The organism is Pseudomonas sp. AN-B15, assembly GCF_019056475.1.
GTDB classification, from domain to species: domain Bacteria; phylum Pseudomonadota; class Gammaproteobacteria; order Pseudomonadales; family Pseudomonadaceae; genus Aquipseudomonas; species Aquipseudomonas parakoreensis.
Genome location: NZ_CP049737.1, coordinates 2,674,622 through 2,699,867, shown reverse-complemented (window position 1 = coordinate 2,699,867; position 25,246 = coordinate 2,674,622). Strand labels below are relative to the sequence as shown.

Below are 25,246 nucleotides of genomic sequence, written 5' to 3'. Positions count from 1 at the left end.
ATTGATTGGATGTTCGTCTCCGCCGCGATCAGGGCGCGGTGGGAAACGAGGGGGTTTCGGTTTTTCCAGCGTCCGGGTGTTCCGGATGGCTTATGGCTTGCCACAAATCCCCTGTAGGAGCTGCCGAAGGCTGCGATCTTTTGATCTTGTTTTTTTAAATCAAAATCCAGATCAAAAGATCGCAGCCTTCGGCAGCTCCTACAGGGGGCGGGGTCACCGCAGTAAATAAGGGATGTCGACCTTTACGGCACCGGTCGGGCAATCCTTTTCACACGGCATGCAGTACCAGCATTCATCGAACGCCATGTAGGCCTTTTGTGTGGCCGGGTTGATCGCCAGCAGGTCCATCGGACAGACGTCGACGCACACGGTGCAGCCCTTGTCGGCGATGCATTTGTCCTCGTCCACGGTGACCGGGGCGTTGGAGCGGAAGAAGATTTCCTGGGCTTGATAGGCCATGGTTCGGACTCTCTCTGGTGATGCATCAAGCGGCAAAAGCGCCCACTCGCAAGCGGTCGTAAGCCTGCATGTCTTCGGCATCGAGCGCGATGATGTAAGGCTCGACGGGTTTCTTGAAACTGGTCATCCGGCCGTCGTCACCCTTCTTCAGGTGGCAGTGGCAGAACCATTCGCTGTCGTTGCGCTGCGGATGATCGACGCGGTAGTGGTACAGGCCCCAGCGACTCTCGGCGCGGAACAGCGAGGCGCGCGCGGCCATTTCGGCGCAGTCGCGGATCACGCTGGTTTCCATGGCGCGCATCAATTCGTGGGCGTTGTTGGCCTTCATCTGCCCAAGGTCGCGTTCGATGTCGCTGAAGCGCTGCAAGCCGATCTGCATTTTTTTGGTCACTTTCGGCGGTTGCAGGTAGTCGTTGACGAAGCGTCGCAGCTTGTACTCGACCTGCGCCGGAGGCAGACCGTGTTCACGATCCAGCGGCGCGTAGACCCGCGCTTTCTCTGTTTCGATCTGCACGGCGTCCAGCGTCGAGAACTCGCGCCCGGCGACGAAATCCGCCGCGTTCTGCCCGGCGAACCAGCCGTAAGTGAACGCGCCGAGCATGTAGTTATGTGGCACGGCGGCCATGTCACCGGCCGAGTACAAACCTTTGACCGAGGTCTCGGCGCGCTCGTTGACCCACACCCCGGACGCCGAATGGCCGCTGCAAAAGCCGATCTCGGAGATGTGCATCTCGACCATCTGCGTGCGGTAATCGGTGCCGCGATTGGCGTGAAACTGGCCGCGACTCGGGCGTTCGTTGCTGTGCAGGATCTCTTCGATGTTCTGGATGGTTTCCTCGGCCAGGTGATCGAGTTTGAGAAACACCGGGCCGTTGCCGCTTTCCAGTTCCTGGTGGAACTCCCACATCATCTGCCCGCTCCAGTAGTCGCACTCAATGAAGCGTTCGCCCTTGTTGTTGGCGGTGTAGCCGCCGAGCGGGCCGGTGACGTAGGCGCAGGCCGGGCCGTTGTAGTCCTTGATCAACGGGTTGATCTGGAAGCACTCGAGGTTCGCGAGTTCGGCTCCGGCGTGATAGGCCATGGCGTAGCCGTCGCCGGCATTGGTCGGGTTTTCGTAGGTGCCCATCAGGTAGCCCGAAGATGGCAGCCCCAGGCGTCCGGCCGCGCCACAGGCGAGAATCACCGCTTTGGCCTTGATCACATGGAAATCGGCGGTGCGGCAATCAAAACCCATCACCCCGTTGACCGTGCCCTCCTCGTCGGTCAGCAATCGGGTGCAGACGAGGCGATTGGTAATGCTCACCCGCGCCCGTTTCAACTGGCGGTAAAGGACTTTCTTGATGTCGTGCCCTTCCGGCATCGGCAGCACGTAGGCGCCCATGTGGTGGACTTTTTTCACCGCGTAATCGCCGGTCTCATCCTTCTCGAACTTCACCCCCCAGCGATCCAGCTGTTCGATGGTTTCAAAGCTGTGAGTGGCGTAGGCGTACACCGCGGCCTGATTGACGATGCCGTCGTTGGCGATGGTGATTTCCTTGGTGTACTGCTCCGGCGTCGAGTGCCCGGGGATGATCGCGTTGTTCAGGCCGTCCATGCCCATGCTGATCGCGCCGCTGCGCTTGACGTTGGCCTTGTCCACCAGCAACACGCGCAAATCACGGTTCTTTTCTTTGGCCTTGATCGCCGCCATCGGCCCGGCAGTGCCGCCGCCGATCACGACGATGTCGTATTCCTGCTCCAACGTGTTGCGCGTCATGCCTGCTCCCCTTTTTGCCGGTCGATCCGCAGGCGGTACTGGAACGCATCGCCACGGTAGTAAAGGTGTTCGAAGTCCAGCGGCTGGCCGTCGGCGTCGTGGGTCAGGCGCTCAATGCGCATGATGGGCGAGCCGGCTTCGACGTTCAGCGCCTGGGTCAAATCGCTGTCGGCCAGTACCGCGTCGATCACCAGATCCGCGTGGCCGAGGGCAATGCCGCAGTCGTTTTCCAGAATCAGGAAGATGTCGCGCGTCACCAGATCCGCCTTCTCCAGGCGCTCGCCGATGGCTTTGGGCAGGTAGGTGATTTCCAGCGAAATCGGTTCACGGTTGATCAGGCGGACGCGTTTGATCTGCGCCACAGTCTCGCCTTCCGCGACCTGCAGGCGCTCGGCCACACGTTTGTCGGCAGGAATGAATTTGAAGCTGCGCAGGCGGTTGATCACCTCGTAACCGCGCCCGGTCATGGACTCGGCGAGGCCTTGCAGGCTGCTGACGTTCTGGAAGGTTTTCGGCTTGGCGACGAACGTGCCTTTGCCGTGGATCTTGAAGATCAGCCCTTCTTTCTGCAGATCGCCCAGTGCCTGACGCACGGTAATGCGGCTGACTTTGAACAGCGCGCCGAGCTCGCTTTCGGAAGGCATTTGGCTGTCTTGCGGGTATTCGCCGTCAAGAATGCGGGCGCGCAGCACGTCGCGCAGTTGCGTGTGCAGCGGGACACTTGCCAGGGACAGTACGTTATCGGTCATCACGGAATCACTTGTCATAACGAGTTATGACGTGATCTTAGAGACGTTATGACAAGCTTGAGAAATATTGTTTGGACATAACCTTAGACGCGCTGTTGAAAAGCAAAGATCGCAGCCTTCGGCAGCTCCTACAGTTTGAAAATGCGATCCCCTGTAGGAGCTGCCGAAGGCTGCGATCTTTTGACTTTAGCGTTTGAGGATCTGGTCCATCACCCAGTCGGTCTTGACGGCTTGCTCGGCGACGGCCGGATGCTGCGAATCGCCCCGAATATGCGCATTCATGCCCAGCACGTGGTGCCACTGAATGTGTTCGTGATGCGGGATCTCCAGGCTGATCTGCTCATCGGCGAATAGCTGCACCGGATGTTCGTCAAACACGGAGAACGCGATGCGCCCCTGACTGCCGATCATCTCCACGCGGTCCTCGCGCCGATCCGCGACAAAACTCCAACAGCCCATGCCCAGTGCTCCGGAGGCGAAGCGCCAACTGGCACTGACCGCGTCTTCCGCCGCATACAACCCGGCTTGCCGGGCGGTGAAACCGGCGACTTCAACGATGTCGCCGAGCAGGTACTGAAACAGGTCAAAACCATGGCTGGCCAGATCGGCAAAGTAGCCGCCACCAGCGACGCTCGGGTCGGTTCGCCAATTGGCGCTGCCGCCCAGATCCGCCGCCGAGGGGGCTTTGGTCAGCGTCCAGCTCAGGTGTCGTACCTCACCGATGCGGCCCTGCGCCAGCCATTGCCGCACTTGAGCAAAACGCGGCAACGACCGGCGGTAGTAGGAAACGAACAGGTGCAGACCGGCGTCGGCAAACGCCTGCTGCATCTCGCGGCTTTGCCCGGCGTTGAGCGCCATCGGTTTTTCGACGCAGCAATGCTTGCCGGCGGCAGCGACTTTCAGGCTGTAGGCGTGGTGGCTGTCGGGTGGCGTGGCGATGTACACCGCGTCCACCTCGGGGTCGTTGATCAGCGCATCGACATCGGTGTAGATCCGGGCGATGCCATGGCGCGCCGCGTAATCGCTCACCGCTTCGAGGCGCCGGCCCATCACCGCCACCAGCGCTGAACCCGGGGCCTTGTAGAAGGCCGGCCCGCTCTTGCGCTCGGCGACGCTGCCGCAGCCGATCATGCCCCAACGCACCACGTCCATGGTCAAACCCTCCGTGCTTGCAAAACCTCAGCCCAGGTGCAGCGCGCGCAGATCGAGGTGGCCGTCCTTGATGGGCGGGCACCAGTAATAGCCGCCGGTAATCGGTCGGCTGATGCGGTACAGACCATCAGCGATACCGTCTTCCAGACCGCTCATGCGCCGCAGTTGCGCCTCGAAGGCGTCCAGCGAGAACCCGAAGGCGAGGAACATCAGACCGGCCCGGTCACCTTCAATCCATGGCATCGAACGGCGCACGACGAAGGCTTCGGGGGCGAAGCTTTCCTGGGCGGTGCGTTTGACGTGGGCAGAGACTGGCGCATCGTCGATCTCTTCGTTGTCGCTCAGGCGACGGCCCATGATGTTGTCTTTGTCTTCGCCGGACAATTGATGAAAACCCTTGAGGTCGTGCTGCCACTGCTGGATCGCGGCGAAGCTGCCGCCGACCAGACCTTCTGCGCCCTCGCCCAACAAGGCTGCAGCGATGGCGGCTTCGTCGTGCGGGTTTTCGGTGCCGTCTTCGTAGCCGGTCAGGTCATGGCCGTCCTTGTGGCGGAAGGCTTCCTGCCTGTCGACCAGGCGCAGCGCCGGGGCCAGTGCGGCCTCGACGGCGTTGCAGCGGTTGAGCAGTTCGCCACGGTCGTCACCGTGCAGCCAGACCCACAGCGCGTGCTGGGTAGAGGGGTTTTCCACGCCGACGCCGGTCATGGCCGGGAAGCTGCGCAGTCCATCAATCTGTACGTTCAGCGCCTTGGTCAGGGATTCACCGAAACCGACCACCGCCGACTTGCCGTCCACCAGGCTCAGCAGGTTGTCGATCGCCTGCGGCAGTGCTTCAACCGACGCCAGGGCGAAAAACAGGTGACGCGCTTGTGCAGGAACGGGGGTGGCGAGAATGCCCGGCTGGTAGTAACTCATGTGAACTCCTTGGGAAAGTGCGCGGGAGTTTACCTGTAGCCGGAGATTTTGTGGGGGCTCTGAAAGTCAAAAGATCGCAGCCTTCGGCAGCTCCTACACCGATCCCTGTAGGAGCTGCCGAAGGCTGCGATCTTTTGATCTTCAGAGAGTTACGATGCTCTCCTGGCGCCACGCACTCGGGCTCATCCCGGTCCAGCGCTTGAACGCCCGGCGAAAACTGCGCACGTCGCTGTAGCCGACTTCTTCGGTGATGCGTTCAATCGGCATGTCCGGATTGGCCAGCAGACTCAGGGTCCGCGCCTGCCGCACCTGTTCCAGCAGCGCTTCGAAGGTCAGTGCGTGCTCGGTGAGGCGCCGGCGCAAAGTGCGGCTGCTCATGTTCAGGTCGCCGGCGATTTTTTCGATATGGCTGCCCCGGCTCAGATCCCGGGCAATCGCCCGTTCCACCGCCTGAATCAAATCGAGTTTCTGGTGCACCTGCGCCGCTTCCAGCTCCAGCAAGGCAACCGCCTGGCGCAGCGCCAGCGAATGATGATTGGGCAAGTTGACGTCCAGCCACTGAACATCGATCAGCATGCGATTGTGCAGACAACCGAAACGCACATCGGGCCCGAGCAAGCGGTGGTATTCGCTCAGGTAATCCGGCGCGGCGTGCACAAACTCCACGGCAATCGGCTTGAATTCACTGCCGGCCAAGGCCCGGCCATACACCAGCAGGCTGGCGAAAAACTCTTCGACGGCAAACACCTGAACGTCGGCGAACGGCAAGCGGCACTCGGCGTCGAGGTGCACCTGATCACCCACCACATCGACGCTGGACACCACGATTCCGCCGGAGGTGTGCTGATGGCGGATGCCGAGGGCAAAGGCATCGCGCAAGGTCTTGCACAGCGACAGCACGTGCCCGAGCAGCCCCAGCGTACCCAGCACATTCTGCGCGCCGACACACAACCCCAAACCCTGATTGGGCAACACTTTGAGCGCGCGCTGAATCATTGCCACAGCCTGGCGATAGGAAATCCGTTGCGCCGGATCCTGCAGATCATCGAGGGTGAAGCCCAGGCCCCGGCACAGGCTTTGGGGGTCGATGCCTTTGTTGTGCACGACTTCGGCGAGGGTTTGCAGGAGGAATGGCGAGACCAGCGCCAATTCAAAAGTGGGGTCTTGGACTTTTACGTTCATGGGGGCTGACATTCCGGATCACGCTTGATTGTTATTTTTGTTACCGGTTATGTCGAAGGAAGTTAGCACAGGGTTGGCCGACTGTCCGCAGAAGTCCCCCTAACTGTCCGCCAATACCCTGCCCCGTCGGGCCTCTAGCGCTTATTTCTATGGTGCCGGACGTTTCGCGTACCGGCGCCACGTCCCACCACAATAATAATGAGGACAGCCATGAGCCCGAACCGCGCCACTTTTCCCTTGCGTCTGGCACTGACTTTGCTCGGTTGCACCGCGTCCCTGTCGGCCCTGGCCACCGAAGCCGGCGTCGACAACATCGGCCCCGGCACCGACGGGTTCTTCATGCTGCCGCTGGAAGTCGACAGCCTTCCGGAGAACATGGTCGCGTTCAACCTTTACTACAACCATTACAAGTCGACCAAGCTCAACATCAGCTCGTTGGGCGGCAAGGTGCCGAATGTCGATATCGAATCCACGGCGGTCATTCCGCGCATCGATTACCTGAGCCCGGTACGCGTGTTCGGTGGACGCCTGGCCGGCTACATCGCCCAGCCCTGGTTGAAACAGGAAGTGTCGGTATTCGGTCTCAGCGATACCCGCGAAGGCATGGGCGACACCACGATTGCACCGATCATCCTGTGGGACATGGGCAAGAACCTGACCCTCGGCGCCGCCCTGGAAATCACGGTGCCCACCGGTGAATACAGCGTCGATCGGCTGGCCAATACCAGCAACAATTTCTACACCTACAAGCCGCTGTTCTCGTTCACCTGGCTGCCGACCGACAAGACCGAGGTGTCACTCAAGACCACCTACAGCTTCAACGAAAAGAACAAGGACACCGACTACAAGTCCGGACAGATTTTCCACTTCGATTATTCGGCCAGTTACAAGATCACCGACGATGTGATGCTCGGTATCAACGGCTATTACCTCAAGCAGACCACCGACGACAAACAGTACGGCCACACCGTGCAATTCGCCGGGCAGGATGTGGACGATGGCGTGCGCGGCCAGGTCTTCGCGATTGGCCCGGCGTTGCACTTCACCTTCCTCAAATACGCCAGCGCGGAGATTCGCTGGGCCAAGGAATTTGACGTGGAGAACCGGCCGGAAGGCGACATGCTCTGGGCCAAGGTCAGCATCCCCTACGCCTTCTGACCTCGACCTGCAGGAGCTGCCGCAGGCTGCGATCTTTTGGCTTTGGTTTTTACAAGCCAGATCAAAAGATCGCAGCCTGCGGCAGCTCCTACACAGAAGGCGGTGTTGTGGAGGAATCCGATGACAACGTGCGTCGATTTTCCCTTATGGGCAAGGGAAACGTCTGACATCTTTCCCGCCAGCGCTTCGGGATACTGCGCACTTCGTCTTGCCAGTGACGACAGCGAGCCACATCCCCCCTTAGACTGCTTCACATTGATCATGGAGGTCACTATGAGCGCCGAACTTTCCCTTATCGTTTCAGACTTCGAAACCCCAGAGCAGGCCGCCAGCTACGATCGCTGGTTCCGGGCACAGGTACAGGCCTCGATGGATGATCCGCGGCCCAACATCCCCCACGAGCAGGTGATGGCCGAAATGCGCGCCCTCATCGAATCGAAACTCAACAAAAACAGTGCGGGTTGACTGGCGACCTGAAGCTCGCACTCAACTCTGGCAAACCCTGAACTACATCGCTGACCGTAACGCCGTGGCGGCCAGTCAACTGAACGCCGCCATCGAAGCGGCTACCTCCGCCCTCCCACTTCACCCCTACCTTTATCGCTTCGGCAAGGTCGCCGGTACACGGGAAATCGTTGTCCATCCCAACTATGTCGTGGTTTATCGGGTCACCGACCGGATCGAGATTCTCAACCTTTTGCACGCTCGACAGGCGTATCCCTAAGCCTTCCGCTCCACACAAAAAAAGGGCGACCCACCGGCCGCCCAAAGTACTGCACGAGAGTCTTTTACAACGTCAGTTGCCCACGCTCCTCCTCGGTCAGCTGCTGTTTCGCCTGTTCATCCAGCACCCCGGCGCCCAGCACCTGCACCGGGCTGTCCGGGTTGTATCCGGTCGTCGGCGCACGGCTGGCGCCATCGCGGTTTGGCGCCAGTTGCTCGTTACCGAAACTCAGCACCTGCACGGTGAACACCGAGGCCTGGTTCTGTCGCGCTGCTGCCTGCTGCTGACGGGCCACGTCTTCAGCGGCCTGGGTGGCTGAAGAGGCAGCGGAGCTTGCCGAGGTGATCGCCCCGGTGTTCACCGCCGACACAACAGGCACACCCGTCGCCTTGCCCTGCACCGCGATGTTGGCGGCGTTGACCACGGTCAGCGCGGCGATGTTGACGTTGCCCGAGACACGAATCCCCGCCTCGCCCGCATCAATGGTGCCCAGCGGCGCGATCAGGTCGATGTCGCCGGGTGCGACTTCGGCAATCGGGTTGAGTGTGGCGATACCCGCACCGGTGCTCGGCACCGATGGCGATAGCGTCACGTTGCCCCAAGTGTCATAGACGCGTTTTGGCGGGGTGTAGACCACGGTGGTTTTCGAGCCGCGACCGGCGTTGATGTCGCCCTCGGCCGACCAGCCGAGAATCGAACCACCGAAGGTCGTCATGATCCGGCTCTGCCCCAGCAGAATGCTGCTCTGCGAGTAGAGCTGAATGTTGCCCGAGCCCTGGGTGATGATCCCCGCCGTGGACGGCGGCGCCGCGCCTTCGATGCCGAACACCTGACCGCCGCCCGGCGTGAGCATCTGGATGTCGCCGCCGAACAGGGTCTTGACCCCGGCACCGCCATACAGCGTGATGTCGCCGTCATAGCGGATCGGATTGCCCGCCACATCAGTGCTCGGGAACAGCGCCGCAATGGCGTTGCGACCACGCAGGTAACTGCCTTTGCGCGGGCCATCGACGTCGTTGTATTCCAGGCCACCGGCGCGCAGTTCGGCGAAGTACACCTGCCGCGCAAAGATCGCCTGCTCGGCACTTGGCAGCGCGGCATAGAAAGCCTGTGCCTGCTCTGCGTTGCCGCTGAAGCCGTAGCCGAGGGTCAGCCAGCTCTGCAACTCGTCGAGGTAGGTCTTGACCACTTTGCCCGGCTGGCTGTTGAGAGCGGCATCCGGATTGGCAAGGTTCTGCGGGCTCAGGTAACGCGCGATGAACCTTGTGTAATCCGGCCCCTGCGCGCCCGTGCCCGCCTGCAAGACCACGCTTGCACCGGGCTGCGTATCCCCGGCCACTATCGCGCCGAGGCTGGTAATGCTGGCGCGATTTTCCATCAGGATGTTGCGCCCGGCATTGATATCCAGCGTGCCAGGGCCGGCGATATCGAAGCTGCTGTAGAGAATGTCGCGACCTGCCGAGACGCGCGATACATCTCGCACGTCGTTATGAACGAACAGGTTGCCGGTCGAGGTAATGCCCTCCTGACCGACGCCCATTTCCTCGGGCTGCACGGCTGTCGGTTGGCCCAGGTGGGTTCCGGATGCCACGATGTCACGTCCGGCAATCATCCAGACAGGGCCTGCTGCTTCGTACCAAGTGCGTTTCGAGGTATCGAAACTCAACGTCTCGCCACTGCGTACCCCCACCAGATCGCCGGTCAGGGCATAGAACCGTGCGGGCCCCTGCACTTCACCCAAACCGGAATAGTTGTCGGGCCCAAAAGCGAACAATGGATAACGCGAATTACCTTCCGGTTTAACACCGTCACTGCCATAATTGCTGTTGAGTGGCTTGTTGGGGTTATTGCCGGCAAAGGCCAGGAATGACGGCCTGAACGGGGTGGCGATGGCTAGCGGACTGGCACCCGACTGATTGATCGCATAGCCGCCGGCGTAGATCGAGTCCCCGGCCAACAGTTCGAGTTGTCCGGATGTCGAAGGGGCCAGTAACAGTGAATAAGCGGTTGTCCGTGACAAGTCACGCTCGCTGTAAGCCGCCGATGGCCCGGCATAAATCGCCCCCTGCGCCGCCACCGCCCGAAGAATCGACGGGTACACAAAACGTCCATCGGTGGGCGACGAGTTGGCGCCGCTCACAGGGGATAGATTGGCCTCGGTCTCGGCTAATTGAGTACTCGGCGTGAGATTGCCTCCAGCGGAAAAAAGATTGATGGCGGTGTGATCAGTCCACAGCGAGAAGCCGCTCAGGATGCCACCAGTGCGGATATTGCCGTTGTCATCAAGCAGTGGCGTGGCATTGAGCAGGCGCACACGTCCGGGATCTGCCGCACCGCCCAACACCAGGTCTCCACGGGTACTGAGGCTCATGCCCGAGTCGCCGGGAATCAACACCAGGCCACCGGAGGCGTTGCTGGTCGTCGAGGTGAACGGATCCAGCGGTCGGGTTTCACGGACATCATGCAACTGCGAGCTGGCACCGTATTGCAGATTGAGGCCGCCCAGCGCCCCTCCGGTCAATTGCGCCGCACCGCGCAAGTTGATCAGTGCGCCTTGCAGGTCGTGCCTCGGCGGCTGAGTCCCGCTATCCCCGGCCCGCGCTTGCAGCGATGGGTTGAATGCGCCGCCAATGCGAATGTCGATATCGCCACCGCCAGTCATCTGCACGCTGCCATCGTCGGCGACACGCCCGGTGCTGCCCACGGCAACGATCAGCCCTTGGCTGCGCGGATAATTGACCGCATCGCCCAACGGTCTGAGCATCCCGGCGTCGCCACCGGCACGCAGGCTGATGTTGCCGCCGCCCAGGGTGCCGAATCCGGTGAAGCCCACCAGGTAAGGTTCGGTATTGCCGTCAGGCGTCATCAACCGAGTAGCGTAACTGCCAAAGTTGATCCACCACGCTGTGGGCACATCCGGGTTGCCCGTGCCTTGGCGCCACAGCCAGTTACCCATTGCCACACTGGCGATCTGTTCGCGGAAACCGCCATTCACCGATTGTGCTTTTGTGCCGACGGAATCACCGGAAACCGAGCCACCGGCATTGATGTGCAGATTGCCGCCCAATTGCGGATACCAGGCCTGATAGAGGCTGTCGCTGCCACCGTCGACCCATTTTTCATAAGCGGCACCGGCGGTGCCCAACACCGAGTTATTGTCCGAGAGATGCCCGCGTTTCTGGTTATACAACGGGTCGACATTCGATGACTGTGTACCGGCGGTGTACACGCCGAAAGGCGAATCCATGCTCAGGTTGCCGGCAGCCATCAGATCGAGATCGCCAGTACCGGTGCGCAGAACACTGAACATCTGCGTATGGGCCTTGGCCGTTTTCCCCGGATTGTTGCCGATGCACAGCTCTGGCTGCAGATCACAAATGAATTGAGCCTCCTCGGGAACCGGTTCGTAGTCCGGCCCCATTCCGCTACCTGGCGCCCAGACCCAACGGGCCATGGGTACGCACAAGTCGGCAATCTGCTGACAGTACTCGAGCATGTCATCAGGGACCGGCTCGTAGGGGGTAAAGAAGGGATTATCCGGAGCCCAGACCAGCTTGCCCGCCGCCGTGGTGATGTTGACTCCGTAATGACTGTCCGCCAGCCGCAGATTGCCTTCAGGGATCAGCGGTTTGACCGCACGGCTGTCGGCCGCAGCAAGATCTGCACCGGCGACCACACGCATCGACCATGAGGCACTGCCCGACGGCAGCATGCTGGCCAGCGCCCAGTTCTTGCCTTGTTGTGTGCCGTTGAACGGGCGCAACTCGATCAGCGAAGTGCCTTCGGCGAGCTTCACATCGGTCATCGACGGAATCAGCGAACCGCGCAACAAGGCCAGTTCGCCTTTTAATTTCACCCCGGAGAACGTAGTCAGGTCTGCATCGTAAACGCTGGGCAACGGCACTCCCTTGGGCCAGTTCATCGCTTGCAGGGCGGTGGCCTTGTTCAAACGGATCCCGGCACCCAGGCGTGTGTCGGCAGGCAACGTCACACTGTCGCTGAGCAGCGTACCGGCGGCGTACAGCAGATGACCGCTGCTGTCGTGGATCGCCCCCGCCAGCACGGTGCCGGCGCTGAAGGTATACGCCTCACCCAGCACCGCCTGAGTCGGCAACAACGTGCCACTGGCCAACACTGCGCCCTGAATGGTCACGTCGTAATTGAGCGTGGCGCCTATCGGGAACTGTGTCCCTTCAGCCAGCGAAACACCGCTGCCCGGCACGATCAGATCGCCACCGAACGGCTGCACACCGGCAATCAGTTTCCAGCCGGCATCGTCCTGGGTTTCCGGTGGCGGCGCGAAGCCGTCGTTGATGCTGCCGTAAATATCGAGGTTGCCACCGGCACGAATCACCAGGCTGCCCGCTTCCCCGGAACCATATACGGAGGGGTTCAGCTGCGTGTGCGGATTGAGGCTGGCATAGCGATAACCCGAAAGGTCCAGATCGCCCTCCACCACCAGATCACCGTCAGCCGCTTTGCTGGCGATCTCCACACCGGGCCGCAGATGGAATGCATCGGCGTAAGTGGCGTTATTCAGCCCGGCGAGTTTGCGTTGCAGCAGATCGTTATTGCCCAGTGCCGCGTTGATAAAGTCGTTGCTGTCGCCATGAATGCGTTCGAGCATGGCCTGATCGATGACTTGATACGGCCGGCCACTGACCGCCTGATCGACACCCTCGCGGGCATCGGTGTAGCGGCGCATACCGTTGAGGCCGATGGAGCGTGCGCCCTGAATGGTCAGCGCACCGCTGGCGTCGATGGCGATGTCATTGCTGCCAAGACGCGGCGCGTTCAGCTCCAGCGTGCCGCGCAGCATTGCATCGTGTTGCCCGGCGAGGACACCGGGCACGGCATCGGTGCCGTGACGCAGGTCGATGCGCGCACCGCTGCCCAGCGTGAGCAAACCATCACCGGAATTCAGTTCGACCGTGGCGCGGTTGGGTGCATCGATGATCTTGCCGTAGCTGTCGACACGCAGCACGCGACCATGGGCATCGAGCACGCTGCTGCCAGCCAGGGTCAGGCCATTTTTCGCCGACAGACGAATGCTGCCGACACGCTCGCCGCTGGCATCGATCAGACCGGCCACCGTCAGGCTGCCATTGTCCACCGACACATTGACCTCACCGGCCTTGAGACCGTCGCCGATCACCAGGTTGCCTTGTTTGAGTTGCAGGCTGCGGCTGCCGTAAACCTGCCCGGCATTCAAGCGCTGATTGAGCGCGGCGAACTGCTCGGTGGCGTCACCGCCCAGACGCTGTGCGCGAATGTCCACGCCACCGGCCTTGTACGGCACCAACGTGCCGCCGGCGTCGTAATAACCGCTGCTGCCGCCGGCAATCTCGCCTTGCAGATCGACCGTCCCGGCCGCATCGGCCAGTGCGATGACGCTGAGATTACCGGCCTGATTGTTCTTCGCCGACAGATCGATCCGCGAGCCCGCAGCCTGACGGATATTGCCGTTGGCGCTGTACAGCGATACGTCGCCGCCCCAGCTGTACTTGCTGACATCGTTGAACGGCAAGGTCCGCCCGGCCATGTCCAGCACGGCATGAGTGCCCAGCGTCAAATCGCCCTCGGACTTGACGGTCAACTTGCCGCTGGCCAAGGCGATACGGCTGTCCAGCACGATGTCGCGGGCTTCAAGATTCAACTCCGCACCCAAGGCATTCGCCAACCCGGCAGTCCCTCCGCCGCTGAGCGTCAGGCTGTTGCCGGCCTTCAACAGGCTGACCGAAGCTGCTTCACCGGTGAGCAACGGCGTGCGCAGGTTCAGATTGCCGCCGCTGTAGCGGTAACCCTTGAGCGGATCGTAAGCGCCCTGCTCCTGATACACCGCCAGGCTGCCCTTGTGATTGGCGGTGATGCGCTCGCTGGCGCTGAGGTTGACGTTGGCAAAACCCAGCGCCAGACGATTGTTCTGATCCAGCCCGCTGGCCTGAGGCATCGGGCCGTAACCCAGCTCGATCCGCTGGGCCTGAATATCCAGCGTGCCGCTGCCCGTACCGGCGCCACCGGTGATGACGCTGCCAGCACTTTGCGTCGCGCCGTTCCAGATCAGGTTGGCGGTGCGGATGCTCGCCACATCGCTGGCATCGCCCAGGCCGTAGATCGCCGGGGTGACCAGCAGCAGGTTCTGCAGTTTGCTTTGGCCGGTCTGCGGATCGATTGTGTCGAGGCTCACGCTGCCGTAGAAATTGAAGGCATCGCGGGTGGTCAGGCTCAGGGTTTCCAGCGCTGGCGCGCCATATTGGGTGTCACCGCGCAGCAGTCGGTCGAGTACATTCTGGTTAAGGATAAGACCGGCCGGCACGCGACTGCCGGCCGCCGCCAGTGCTTCGGCGCTGCCGGCATTGACCGAGCCCACTGCCAGTGCCAGTCGGCGCGTGCCGAAACGTACCGCTTCACCCAGTTCGAACTGATTGTCCGTCGCCGCCGTAATACTGCCGTTCGAATAGAGCAGCGCCGGATCGTTGCAAGATGACGTGACACACACGCCAATCCGGATGCTGCCCGCGCCACTGATGCCGCTGGCCGTTGCCGGCGCCAGCACATTGGTCCAGCCGTTGGACACTACCAACAGGCTCGAGGCTTGCGGCTGGTAGAGGTAGCCGGACGTTGAATCGAAGGCCACATTGCCACGCCCCAGGGTGTTGATCCCGGCGCCCGCTTCGACCGTGATGCCACCGGTGGTCGAGGTGGTGCGCAACACGACTTCCGGCGCAGACAGGATGGCCCCTTCACGCAGCGTGATGTTGTCCGAGGCCCCCAAAAACTTGATGATGTTGCCCGTCGTGTTGTAAATCACCTCCGGCAGCGCACCGAGCGTCAGACGTCCGGCATTGAGGTTGTTCAGCGTGTCGGCGTACACCGACACGCCACTGAAACCCGGCGTCGGCGCATGCCCCGCAGCGAGCACCTCGAACTCGGCGCCGGCGTAACCGCCGCGTAACGCCGCCGTGCCGATCAGCCCACCCTCGGCGGCATCAAACAACGCTCGCCCATCGAACTGCAACGCAGTGTCGTGCTTGCCCCCCGTGCTCAGGCGCAGATCGAGCACCTTGCCGTCCATTGGTGCCAACGCACGGGGCACGCCACGCCGGGCGGCATCGCTGCGGATGAACTGGGTGAACGACGTTTCGTTGTACTGCGAGTAACGGCGCAACACCTCAGCCGACGTCAGGATCACCTGACTGGCCAGACTGTCGCGCAGTCCGGTGTTGGCAATCGACATCTGCCCGCTGCTGGTCCACGAACCGTTGCGCAGTTGCAACGCTGCCGTCGTCGCAGCCGGCGTCGCCTGACCGTTGACCTCGACCCGGAATGCGCCCGGCAACAAGGCAAAGGTGGATGGCAGCAGCGTGTAAGTCCCCGCCGCCAGCCCCGGCACGCCGGCGCCAATAGTGACCTGCTGGCCGATGCGCGGATCGACCGCTCCGGCTTCGGCCAGGATCGGCGCGTAACGGCTCTGATTGCCCGGCACGATGGCGTAGACCGGATTACTCGCCAGCCCCGGCAGACTGAAGGTGCCATCGGTGGCATTGCGCACCAGCGGATTGAAGCGCGCATCGGTAGAACCGCCACGTCCGGAAATGAAACCGGCGCCGCGAAGATCGCCACCGCCGGACAGATCGATCAGCGCACCGTTCTGCACTTCGATGTATTGCCCACCGATCGCCACGCCGTTTTTATCGCCCGTGATGCCGTTCAACACCACCGATTTACCGTTGTAGAGATAGTCGATGCCGTCCGTGGTGCCACCGTATGGCATGACCAGACCGGCGCCGCTGACCGACGTGGTGCTGCCCGACAGCAGTCGAACCTCATGACTGGTGGTTTGCAAATCGTCACCCAGAACAATCTTGCCCAGCGGGGCCCGCACCACCCCGCCCTGCTCGATGTACGCCGCGGAAAAACTCAGATTGCCGAATACCGAGTACGGCACCTCAGCGGGTGCCGCACCGTGGCTGCTGATCCGCAGCGTATGGTCGGACACCGCAACGGCGCCCTGATAGCCAACGCGCACTTCAGCCTGGACATCACTGGCGGGATAGATTTGTGCAGCACCGAGGTTCAAGTCACCCGGCGTCCACAACCGGGTTTTTTCGGCACCGTCGTTGGGCGCGAGGAAACGCAGATCGCCACGACTGTCGAGGCTCACCTGACCAAATGCCCGTCGGCCATACGCAACCGCCGGCGCGCCGAGTTGCAGGATCGAACCCTGTGTACCGAACGACAGGCCATTGCCCACATCCAGCAGGTCGGCTGATGCGTTGAAGGTCGCGTCCGACAATTGTGTCGTCGGATTATTGGTCAATCGCGGCCGTATCAGGCCGAAGCCGGCGTGGTAAGTGCCCACGCCGGACAGACGCAGGTACGGCGCGCTCAAATCGACGCGGGTCGTACTCGCGGAGGTTTCGGCCAGCGACAACGCCCCGGCGTACAGCGTCAGGCTCTGGTTCACGTGCAGATTGACGTCGCCGGCAAACGACAGCAAACCGTTGCTCAACAGGCTCAGGTTATCGAAGCCGCCCGCCATCAGGCCGTCTGCGCTCAAGCGCGTCTGACCGTAGCGCAGGTCAGCGGCGCCCTCGCCCGGACGCAGATCCGGCGCGAGCGGTTTGTCCGCAGGCGCCTGGCCAATGATCATCTCTCGCGGCGCCCGCACGGCATTGCTTGCCGAGTCAACGTACAGCGGTGTCTCAAGCGCAATGTCCAGACGACCGCCGGCAGCCCCGATACCGCCCGCCGCTGCACGCAGGTGGCCCTCAAGGAACAGGCCGTTGTAGGAACTCAGTCTGATCCGCCCGCCGTCGGTTGCGACGCGGGTCGGCCCTTGGCCGGCGATATCCAGAACGGTCTCGCTGCCGGAAGCCTCCAGCCGAGCGCCTTCACGGACGATCACATAAGCATCGGCGGCCGTGGCAGTGGCCAGTTTCGCATCGATTTCACCGCCGATGATGATGCTGCCGCCCTTGCCGACCTGACCGTAAGTGCGGCCCAGCGCATCGACTGCCGTAGTGGCGCGTCCGGCGACATCCAGCACAGCCTGTTCACCGATCCAGATGGAACGGTCATGTGCGCTCGGATCGGCCACGACAATGGAGGTCGCCGGTTTGTTCGAACCGAACTGTTGTTGACGGATATCAATCGTGCCGCCCCAGGCATTCAGCTCACCTTCCACGGTGATCTGCCCGGCACCGCGCAGTTTGATGCTCTGCCCCGGATCGACGCTGATCCGCGAACCGCGGCCCAGAGTCAGGGGGCTGTTGGCAGCATCGATCAAACCGATCAGGCTGGCCCCGCCCTGCAACGTCAGGCTGGCGCCGGCGCGTTGGGTCAACAAGCCCTTGGTCGGGTTTTCCTGGAACAGCGTCGGCGTCCACAGCTCCAGCGCCGTTTGCGGATCGACACCACTGACCTGATTCGGCGCGGCATCAGCGAAACGGTACACCGGCATGTACACATCGATCGCCGTGCCTTCAGCAACGTCCAGCCCATTCAGGCCAATCAGGTTGTAGGCGGAAAAGCCCTTGCGCAACAGATCGGCAGACAGCTGCAGGGTATTGTCGGCCAGCGCCTTGTCGGTCTGACCGATGAGAATCCTGTTGGCCTGCACCGTCAGCGTGCCGCCGCCCGTGACACCGTAGCCACGCAGATCGCCCGCAAGGTTCAGGTGGGTTTCACCGGGCGCCGAAATCGCACTGGATTCCAGCGTCAGGTCGCCGCCCTTGCCACCCCGGGTCTTGCCGTTGGCCAGCACAGCGCCACCGGAGGAAACATCGAGCAGACTGCCCGCGCCAAGGTCGATATCGCCGCTGCTGCGGATCGATACCAGGCCACCATTGAGAGACGCCAGACTCGCACCATCGTCCGGGTTGCTGCGCAGGTTGCTCCATACACCACGGGTATCGAGTTGCACACCGTCGGCCACAGTGACTTGCGTCGCCTTGCCGACCTTCGCCGTGAGCCGAGTGTCAGCGGTATCGCTACTGAGAAACTGATTGAGCACATTGCCCAGACGCAGGCTACCGCCACGCGCGGTCAGGTCGGCGCCGATCTGCACATCCGGGGAATACAGGGTGACGTCGCCACCGTTGTCGACCGTGAGCGCACCGTGAACGGCAATCTGATCCTTGGTCGAAACCTTGAGCGCACCGAGGTGGAATCCGTTGAGCAGATCGTTATCGAGATAGAGCTTGCCCTTGCGGGCATCGGACACCGCGCCGGTCAAGTCCGGATCGTTGCCGGCGGCCGGGCGCGTGCCACCGATCTGCACCTGATCGAGCAAGGGATTGAGGGTGTAGAGCAGGCCATTCGACGCCGCGACGAAGGTCGGGTCGTAACTGCCGACGATCAACTGCGCCCGCCGGGCCAGCGCGGTCTGGCTCTGCTGATAGCCGTCGAGCAGCGGTTTCGGCGCCTGATTCTGCCGTTGGCCCTGATACACCTCGCCGATCATCTGCCCGTCAAGCACGGCGCTGGTCGTGGAAACCACCAGTTGCCCGGCATCGCGGCCCACGGTGTAACCCGACTCGAAGCGTGAGCGCGGAGCAATCAGCGGGCTGTAGTAATAGCTGGTCTGACCCCAGCGTTCGCTGCTGTCTTCATAGCCTTTGTACAGACCGGTGTAGAGCAGATCCCCCGGCGCGCGCGACACTTCATACAACTTGCCGTCGGCGCCACGCAGCCAGCTCTGGCGGATCTCGCCGCTCTGCACATCCAGGGTGCCGCCGGACAGGTTGATCAACGAACCTTTTTCCGTGACCACGTCGTTGCCGGCAAAACTCACTATGCCGCCCTGGGCCATCCATTCGCCGATGCTGTGCCCTTGGGTGCCCAGATAACCGCCGACTTCGAGCAAACCGCCCGCCGTGTACCAGCGATCCGTGGCGTAGCCGTTAGTGCCCGCCGGCACATACACCAGCTCGCGCACATCGACCCAGATGTCATTGCTGTTGAGCGCGCCTTTCTCGCGGTTGACCGACGCATCACGCTGCTCGTTACCCTGCACGTTGATCTTGATGCTGTTGTTTTCCATCGCCACTTTGACGCCGAGGGCACCGGACACGTCGATCATTGCGCCGTCGCGCACCAGGCTGCGGCGCCGTGCGCTGACCGCAACCTGACCGCCGGTGGCCAGGGTGATCGAGCCGTTCTGGAACTCGACACTGCCACCGCTCTGAATCTCGACGCGTGACTGATCGCCACGGATCCGGTTATTGGCCGTGACGCCCGTCAGCGCGGCCTGATGCTGGCTGTCGAGGGCGGTCATGTCGCTGCTGTCGAGCATGATCGCCGTCGCACTGCCCTGCCCCAGCGTCACGCTGCCGTTGGTATCGGTGCTCGGGTTGGTGAGGTGAATCGTGCCCCGCGTCGCCACTGACGTGCTGGCGAGCAATACGCCGTTTTGCACGACCTCGTGCCCCGTCAGAGTGATGTCGCCGGTGGCAGACTGGATCAGTCCGTTGTTAGTGACGTTGCCCGCAACGGCACCGGCCTTGAAGCCCGGAATGACTTCGCTGCCGAATGTGCTGGACAGCGCATTGCCCTCGGTGCCCGAGCCCTTGCGGATGTAGAAACGGTCGCCGGCCGCCAGCACGGTCTGGCCCTTGACGGTGTTGATGCTGCCGTCGTTCTGCACTTCATTGCCGAGCAGCAAGGCATAACCCCCGGCAGCGGTAGACGATGCCGGTTTGTGGGTGTCGATGGCGGCACCGCGTTCCACCAGCACTTTGCCAGCAGCATCGGTGAAGGTCGGCTGAGTGCCGGTGCTGTCGAAGTACAAGCCACGATCACGGAACTGGATATCGGTGATGTTGGCGGCAGCGGCCACCAGGTTGCGCACGTTGACCTGGCTGCTGCCGCTGAACACGATGCCATTGCGGTTGATCAGCATCACCGTGCCGTCGCCCTTGATCTGGCCCTGGATCTGGCTCGCCCGGGCATTCGGATCGTTGACGCGGTTGAGCACCGCCCAGTTGGACTGTTGGGCGAATTCAACGGTGGTGTTGCGGCCGACGTTGAAGGTTTCCCAGTTGAGGATTGCCTTGTCGGCGGTCTGCTCGATCTTCACTGTGGTCTTGCCGTCGGCCTGGGTCTGTTGCGGGCCCTTGGCGTTCTGCCAACCCTGGGTCAGGCTGTTATCGACTTTCAAACCGCCCTCGCCCAGTCCGTCCGGTACAAACTGTACCGTGCCCAACGCAGCAGCGCGTCCGGCCGCCTGCGCCGCTTGTTGCGCGGCAATCGCGGCGACGGTGTTGTTCAGGGTCTGGATCGAACGCTGCAATTGCGCATTGGCTTTTTGTTGCTGGGCCAATGGCGGTGTCATCCCCGGCAATCCGCCAACGCTCGGACGCGCCGCTGCGGCCTGCTGCGCCGCACCTTTGGCAGCAAACCAGCCCGAGCTGAACGCCGTCTGCGCCTGCGCGCTGCCCGCCACCAGACACAACGCCACCGCGTGCGCCAACGGCTTGAGCAACCACAGCGCCGGCTCGACGGTTTCACGCTTGGAGGACAGAACGTTGGTACGACGGGATGGGCGAGCGAGCATCACTACGAGATCCTTTTTGATTGCCACACTTGGGTTGCCAAAGATGCCGCAGGCCTGCAAAAACCTGCTGTTACGACATAGGCCGTTGGCGAGGGGCGCGACCGAACGGATGTCACACAAACTTCATGTTCGGCGTGTATTCGAGCCAAAAAAAATGACGGCAACCCCAAGGTTGCCGTCATCGGTGTTACGACCGCGCGAGCTTACAAAGGACGGCCGATAGCGTTGCAGACGCTGGCGTTGTTGATGTCCAGGTTGTTGCCCGACGTGTTGGTGATGAAGTTGGCGGTCACAGCAGTTTTCCAGGCGTTAGGCACGGCGACGAACTTGTGGGCCTGAGTCGCAGTGTTGTTGCCCGGGTTGCTGTAGTGCTGAGTCAGGAAGGCTTTGACGTCCGCGGCCACGGCTGCATCCTTGTAGCACTGACCGAAGATGAAGTTGGTGTAGGCAGCCAGTTTGTAACCCGAAGCCGGGTTAGCCACCACGGGCGACCAGTTGGCAGGGTTTGCAGCCTGGGCCGGGGTCGAAGGAGCCGACACCGACGACAGTGCCAGGGTGACGTTGAGCGAAGTTGGCTGAACGCCGTTAACACGAGCAACAACAGCGTTGCTGGTGGCGTCGACACCGTCCGGACCGACATAACCGATCGAGCCGTCAACCGCGTTCACGGTAGTGGCGACATCAGAAGTGTTGGCGACGCCGACCCAGTTCGACGGCAGTGTCGAACCGGCTGGCAGACGCGCGTTGGTGAAGGTGGAGCTGGTGGCGAACTGAGTCGGGCAGACCGAGTTCAAGTGACGGCTGAGGATTTCCGAAGTGCCGCTGGAAACGTTGCGGTACACAACGCGAATCGGCGTGGTGTCGGTCGTGCCGAGCAGCTGGCCCCAAGTGGTCTTGGCACCGGAGAACGCATCGCACAGCTGAGCGCTGGTCAGGTTCAGCGCGGTCTGGCCGGCTTTTTTGTACGGGATGGCAACCGAAGTGGCCACCGAAGGCAGTTGAATCAGCGGGCCGTACGAAGCGCCGTAGGTGGTGTTGTAGGTGTTGATTTCCGCAGCGCTGAGGATCGAATCGCTACCGGCGAAATGCACGGTGCCGGTGGTGCTGAAGCCGGCCGGGTTGTTGGTCAGGAAAGCGGTCTTGCCGGCACCGCTACCCACGGCGGCGTAGCTGAAGTTGGCAGGCAGGATGCTGTCGGCCGAACCTTTGTACAGAGCGGCTGGCAGCGTGGCGCCACCACCGGTAACGGCCATGGCCTGGGCGGAAGCCAGAGCGGCGACGGTCAGGGACGCGGCGATCAGAGTGCGCTTGAACATGAAGAATCTCCTTTTCAACGATGGTTGTGAACACAGGTTTTCAGGGGTCTTGCATGACACTGGGAAGACTCACCGCTGACCTTCGCAAGCGGGGTCCGTGGTTAAGTCGCAATGAGAAATTCGCAGGTTCCGGTGACAGATAAAGGAAAAAACCTCGGGAGCTGCGCGAGGTATTTCAGGGGGTTTTCTCGGGTGTTTGCGGGGGATGGCGCGGCGTCTGGATCGTGGGTTTGGCTGAAACTGGCTGCAGCCGTTGCGGGGTGGTTGCAGATGACAGAAAGGAGAACCCGAGGATGGTTCTTTTGAGGCTCGGGTGATGCTGAAGTCCTGGTAAAAAAGTCTGAGTTATTTGTTGTTCTGCATGGCCCTATCGCTGGCAAGCCAGCTCCCACGGGTGGATGGTGCTTACTCCATTCTCTGTAGGAGCTGCCGAAGGCTGCGATCTTTTGATTTTGCTTCTGCTTTTCAAGATCAAGATCAAGATCAAGATCAAAAGATCGCAGCCTTCGGCAGCTCCTACAGGGGGTTATTGCACCAGCTGGTTGATCTCAATGATCGGCAACAACACCGCCATCACAATCACCAGCACTACCCCACCCATCACCACAATCATCAGCGGTTCGAGCAACGCGGTCATGCCCATCGCCCGCCGTTCGATATCCCGCGACAGGGTCTGCGCCGCACGTTCGAGCATCGGCGGCAGTGCACCGGTTTTCTCGCCGCTGGCGATCAGGTGAATCAGCACCGGCGGGAACACGTTCTCCACCCGCAACGCCGCCGCCAGGTTGACCCCTTCGCGCACCTTGGCCGTGGCGTCGCTGACACTCAGGCTCAAGCGATCATTGGATAGCGTCTGCCGCGCCGCCTCCAGCGCCCGCAACAACGGCACCCCGGCACCGCCGAGAATCGCCAGGGTCGAGGCGAATCGCGCAGTGTTCAGGCCCAACACGAAACGCCCGATCAGCGGCAATTTCAGCACCCGATGATGCCAACTCAAGCGCGCCGCCGGATTGCGCAGGTACAGGCGCCAGCTCCAGAACGCCCCGGCCATGATCGCCGCACACAACCAGCCCCATGCGCGAATGAAATCACTGGCGGTGAGCATCGCCAAAGTCAGCCCCGGCAAGTCCTGCCGCGCCTGGGAAAACGCACTGACCACCTGCGGCACCACATAGCTGAGCAGGAAGATCACAATGCCGATCGACACCAGCCCGACCACACCGGGATAGATGAACGCGGTGAGAATCTTGCCGCGCAGGTTGTTGCGTTCTTCGATGTAGTCGGCCAGCCGCTCCATGACCTGCGCCAGATCACCAGATTCTTCCCCCGCAGCGATCAACGCGCGATAGATCTCCGGAAAATCCCGTGGCCGTGCGGCCAGCGATTCGGCCAGACGCATGCCGCTGCGCACGTCGGCACGCACCGCGCTGAGGGTGTGGGCGATGTGTTTTTTCTCGGCCTGCTCCACCGTCGCGCTGAGCGCCGCCTCCAGTGGCAGACTGGCCCCGAGCAGGCTCGCCAGTTGCCGCGTCGCCCAGGCCAGATCGTTATCCGACATCCGCGCACTGAACAAGCCACTGCCGCCGCCATGCTGGGCGACGTTGCTTTCCTTGTGCACCGACAACGCGGTCAACCCACGGCTGCGCAACACGCCGAACGCCGCACCTTGGCTGTCCGCCTCCAGGTGCCCGGACTCGATCTTGCCGGTGGCATCGGCGGCTTCAAAACGATAGCGATTCATCAGGCGTCCCGGGTCACACGGAGGATTTCTTCAGGCGCGGTGGCGCCGCTGCGAATCCAGCGCTCGCCGTCCTCACGCAGGCTGAACATCCCGGCCTTGGCCGCTGCCGCGCGCAAGGCCTGTTCCCCTGCCCCTTGGTGAATCAGGGTGCGGATGTCGTCATCGATGCAGAACAATTCGTGGATGCCGGTGCGGCCGCTGTAACCGGTGTGATTACACGCCGCGCAACCGACCGGGCGCCATGTGCCCGGCGCTGCCGGGTCTTCCTGTTTGCACTGATTACACAGCCGTCGCACCAAGCGTTGCGCCAGAACGCCGAGCATCGACGATGCGAGCAGAAACGGCTCGACGCCCATGTCGATCAAGCGGTTGACCGCCGACACCGCGTCGTTGGTGTGCAGCGTCGCCAGTACCAGGTGCCCGGTGAGCGAGGCCTGCACGGCGATTTGCGCGGTTTCCAGGTCGCGGATCTCGCCGATCATGATGATGTCCGGGTCCTGACGCAGAATCGCGCGCAAGGCCAGGGCGAAGGTCATGTCGATCTTGGCGTTGACCTGAATCTGGCTGATCCCCGGCAGGTCGTATTCCACCGGGTCTTCGACGGTGAGGATGTTGCTGCTGCTGGCATCCAGTCGCGCCAGCGCGGCGTAGAGGCTGGTGGTCTTGCCGCTGCCGGTGGGGCCGGTGACCAGCACAATGCCGTGGGGCTGGCGGATGAGGTGATCGAGTTTGGCCAGCACCTGTGCGTCCATGCCCAACGTTTCCAGATGCAGGCGCCCGGCCTGCTTGTCGAGCAAGCGCATGACAACACGCTCGCCATGCCCGGTCGGCACGGTGGAGACGCGAATATCAATCGGCCGCCCGGCCACCCGCAGCGCGATACGGCCGTCCTGCGGCAAGCGTTTTTCGGCGATGTCGAGCTGGGCCATGATCTTGATCCGCGACACCAGCGCGCCGTGCAATGCCTTGCGCGGCGACACCACGTCGCGCAGCGTGCCGTCGACCCGGTAGCGCACCACCGAATGGGTTTCGAACGGTTCGATATGAATGTCGCTGGCCTCATCGCGCGCGGCCTGGGTGAGCAAGGCGTTGATCATGCGAATCACCGGCGCGCCGTCCTGAGTGTCGAGCAGGTCAGTGATTTCCGGCATGTCCTGCATCAGGCGGTCGAGATCGACTTCGTTTTCTGCTGCGCCAACCACAGCGGCGGCGCTGCCTGTATCGGCGTAGGCCGTGGCGAGCAGGCCGTCGAGTTCGTCGTCGCGCACGCGCCGGAGCGACGTCTCACCGAACTGCCGCCGCACTTCGCTGATCGACCAGCCGGGGGTCGATGGGCATACGGTCAGCACGCCGTCGCACAACAGAATGCGCTGGGCCTTGGCCCAGGCGTAGGGAAGCGAACTCATCTACACCCTCCCCCCATGGCAATACATTCCCGTGTAGGAGCTGCCGCAGGCTGCGATCTTTTGCTTTTAAAGATCAAAAGATCGCAGCCTTCGGCAGCTCCTACAGGTCCAGCGTCGTCCCGGCTCTCTATG

13 protein-coding genes are annotated in these 25,246 nt (G+C 62.1%); 3 read left to right on the top strand and 10 right to left on the bottom strand.

From position 1 onward, the window contains the following. Window positions 1-213: 213 nt before the first annotated feature. From GTQ41_RS12165 to GTQ41_RS12140, 6 genes are all read right to left on the bottom strand, one after another. Window positions 214-459, bottom strand: coding sequence for a ferredoxin family protein (locus tag GTQ41_RS12165; protein ID WP_042559450.1), 246 nt, complete (start codon window positions 457-459; stop codon window positions 214-216). A gap of 25 nt (window positions 460-484) precedes the next feature. Continuing rightward, on the bottom strand, window positions 485-2,215 hold the full coding sequence (locus GTQ41_RS12160; protein WP_047293975.1) for a fumarate reductase/succinate dehydrogenase flavoprotein subunit: 1,731 nt from the start codon (window positions 2,213-2,215) through the stop codon (window positions 485-487). After that, on the bottom strand, window positions 2,212-2,964 hold the full coding sequence (locus GTQ41_RS12155) for a GntR family transcriptional regulator (protein ID WP_047293974.1): 753 nt from the start codon (window positions 2,962-2,964) through the stop codon (window positions 2,212-2,214). The genes GTQ41_RS12160 and GTQ41_RS12155 overlap by 4 nt, the downstream gene beginning before the upstream one ends. 186 nt (window positions 2,965-3,150) lie before the next feature. After that, on the bottom strand, window positions 3,151-4,116 hold the full coding sequence (locus GTQ41_RS12150) for a Gfo/Idh/MocA family protein (protein ID WP_047293973.1): 966 nt from the start codon (window positions 4,114-4,116) through the stop codon (window positions 3,151-3,153). Window positions 4,117-4,143: 27 nt separating this feature from the next. Beyond that, window positions 4,144-5,031 carry a Dyp-type peroxidase gene (locus GTQ41_RS12145; protein ID WP_047293972.1) on the bottom strand — a complete coding sequence of 296 codons (888 nt, stop codon included), beginning with the start codon at window positions 5,029-5,031 and terminating at the stop codon, window positions 4,144-4,146. A 141-nt stretch (window positions 5,032-5,172) separates the two neighbouring features. After that, the gene (locus GTQ41_RS12140; protein ID WP_047293971.1) at window positions 5,173-6,213 is read right to left on the bottom strand and encodes an AraC family transcriptional regulator; all 1,041 of its coding nucleotides are present in this window, start codon (window positions 6,211-6,213) and stop codon (window positions 5,173-5,175) included. Between the two features lie 210 nt (window positions 6,214-6,423). On the opposite strand from GTQ41_RS12140, the gene GTQ41_RS12135 reads away from it, so the two are divergent. The 3 genes from GTQ41_RS12135 (at window position 6,424) to GTQ41_RS12125 (ending at window position 8,095) form a co-directional block, all read left to right on the top strand. Beyond that, window positions 6,424-7,371, top strand: coding sequence for a transporter (locus tag GTQ41_RS12135; protein ID WP_047293969.1), 948 nt, complete (start codon window positions 6,424-6,426; stop codon window positions 7,369-7,371). Window positions 7,372-7,644: 273 nt separating this feature from the next. Then, window positions 7,645-7,836 carry a hypothetical protein gene (locus GTQ41_RS12130; protein ID WP_003225628.1) on the top strand — a complete coding sequence of 64 codons (192 nt, stop codon included), beginning with the start codon at window positions 7,645-7,647 and terminating at the stop codon, window positions 7,834-7,836. Continuing rightward, window positions 7,826-8,095 carry a type II toxin-antitoxin system RelE/ParE family toxin gene (locus GTQ41_RS12125; protein ID WP_045122487.1) on the top strand — a complete coding sequence of 90 codons (270 nt, stop codon included), beginning with the start codon at window positions 7,826-7,828 and terminating at the stop codon, window positions 8,093-8,095. Before GTQ41_RS12130 ends, GTQ41_RS12125 begins: the two co-directional genes overlap by 11 nt. Window positions 8,096-8,159: 64 nt before the next feature. On the opposite strand, the gene GTQ41_RS12120 is transcribed toward GTQ41_RS12125, so the two are convergent. The 4 genes from GTQ41_RS12120 to gspE form a co-directional block, all read right to left on the bottom strand. Then, window positions 8,160-20,651, bottom strand: coding sequence for a filamentous haemagglutinin family protein (locus GTQ41_RS12120; protein ID WP_217325508.1), 12,492 nt, complete (start codon window positions 20,649-20,651; stop codon window positions 8,160-8,162). A 203-nt stretch (window positions 20,652-20,854) separates the two neighbouring features. Beyond that, the gene (locus GTQ41_RS12115) at window positions 20,855-21,967 is read right to left on the bottom strand and encodes a substrate-binding domain-containing protein (RefSeq protein ID WP_047293964.1); all 1,113 of its coding nucleotides are present in this window, start codon (window positions 21,965-21,967) and stop codon (window positions 20,855-20,857) included. A gap of 526 nt (window positions 21,968-22,493) precedes the next feature. Beyond that, window positions 22,494-23,708 carry a type II secretion system inner membrane protein GspF gene (gene gspF, locus GTQ41_RS12110; protein WP_047293962.1) on the bottom strand — a complete coding sequence of 405 codons (1,215 nt, stop codon included), beginning with the start codon at window positions 23,706-23,708 and terminating at the stop codon, window positions 22,494-22,496. Continuing rightward, on the bottom strand, window positions 23,708-25,114 hold the full coding sequence (gene gspE, locus GTQ41_RS12105) for a type II secretion system ATPase GspE (RefSeq protein ID WP_047293960.1): 1,407 nt from the start codon (window positions 25,112-25,114) through the stop codon (window positions 23,708-23,710). The genes gspF and gspE overlap by 1 nt, the downstream gene beginning before the upstream one ends. Between the last annotated feature and the right edge of the window lie 132 nt (window positions 25,115-25,246).

Bases quoted from the DNA above. Each gene is read 5' to 3' on its own strand.
- GTQ41_RS12150 (WP_047293973.1), bottom strand. From the start codon at position 4,116: ATGGACGTGGTGCGTTGGGGCATGATCGGCTGCGGCAGCGTCGCCGAG.
- gspE (WP_047293960.1), bottom strand. From the start codon at position 25,114: ATGAGTTCGCTTCCCTACGCCTGGGCCAAGGCCCAGCGCATTCTGTTG.
- GTQ41_RS12120 (WP_217325508.1), bottom strand. From the start codon at position 20,651: ATGCTCGCTCGCCCATCCCGTCGTACCAACGTTCTGTCCTCCAAGCGT.
- GTQ41_RS12160 (WP_047293975.1), bottom strand. From the start codon at position 2,215: ATGACGCGCAACACGTTGGAGCAGGAATACGACATCGTCGTGATCGGC.
- GTQ41_RS12145 (WP_047293972.1), bottom strand. From the start codon at position 5,031: ATGAGTTACTACCAGCCGGGCATTCTCGCCACCCCCGTTCCTGCACAA.
- GTQ41_RS12140 (WP_047293971.1), bottom strand. From the start codon at position 6,213: ATGAACGTAAAAGTCCAAGACCCCACTTTTGAATTGGCGCTGGTCTCG.
- gspF (WP_047293962.1), bottom strand. From the start codon at position 23,708: ATGAATCGCTATCGTTTTGAAGCCGCCGATGCCACCGGCAAGATCGAG.
- GTQ41_RS12135 (WP_047293969.1), top strand. From the start codon at position 6,424: ATGAGCCCGAACCGCGCCACTTTTCCCTTGCGTCTGGCACTGACTTTG.
- GTQ41_RS12130 (WP_003225628.1), top strand. From the start codon at position 7,645: ATGAGCGCCGAACTTTCCCTTATCGTTTCAGACTTCGAAACCCCAGAG.
- GTQ41_RS12155 (WP_047293974.1), bottom strand. From the start codon at position 2,964: ATGACCGATAACGTACTGTCCCTGGCAAGTGTCCCGCTGCACACGCAA.
- GTQ41_RS12115 (WP_047293964.1), bottom strand. From the start codon at position 21,967: ATGTTCAAGCGCACTCTGATCGCCGCGTCCCTGACCGTCGCCGCTCTG.
- GTQ41_RS12165 (WP_042559450.1), bottom strand. From the start codon at position 459: ATGGCCTATCAAGCCCAGGAAATCTTCTTCCGCTCCAACGCCCCGGTC.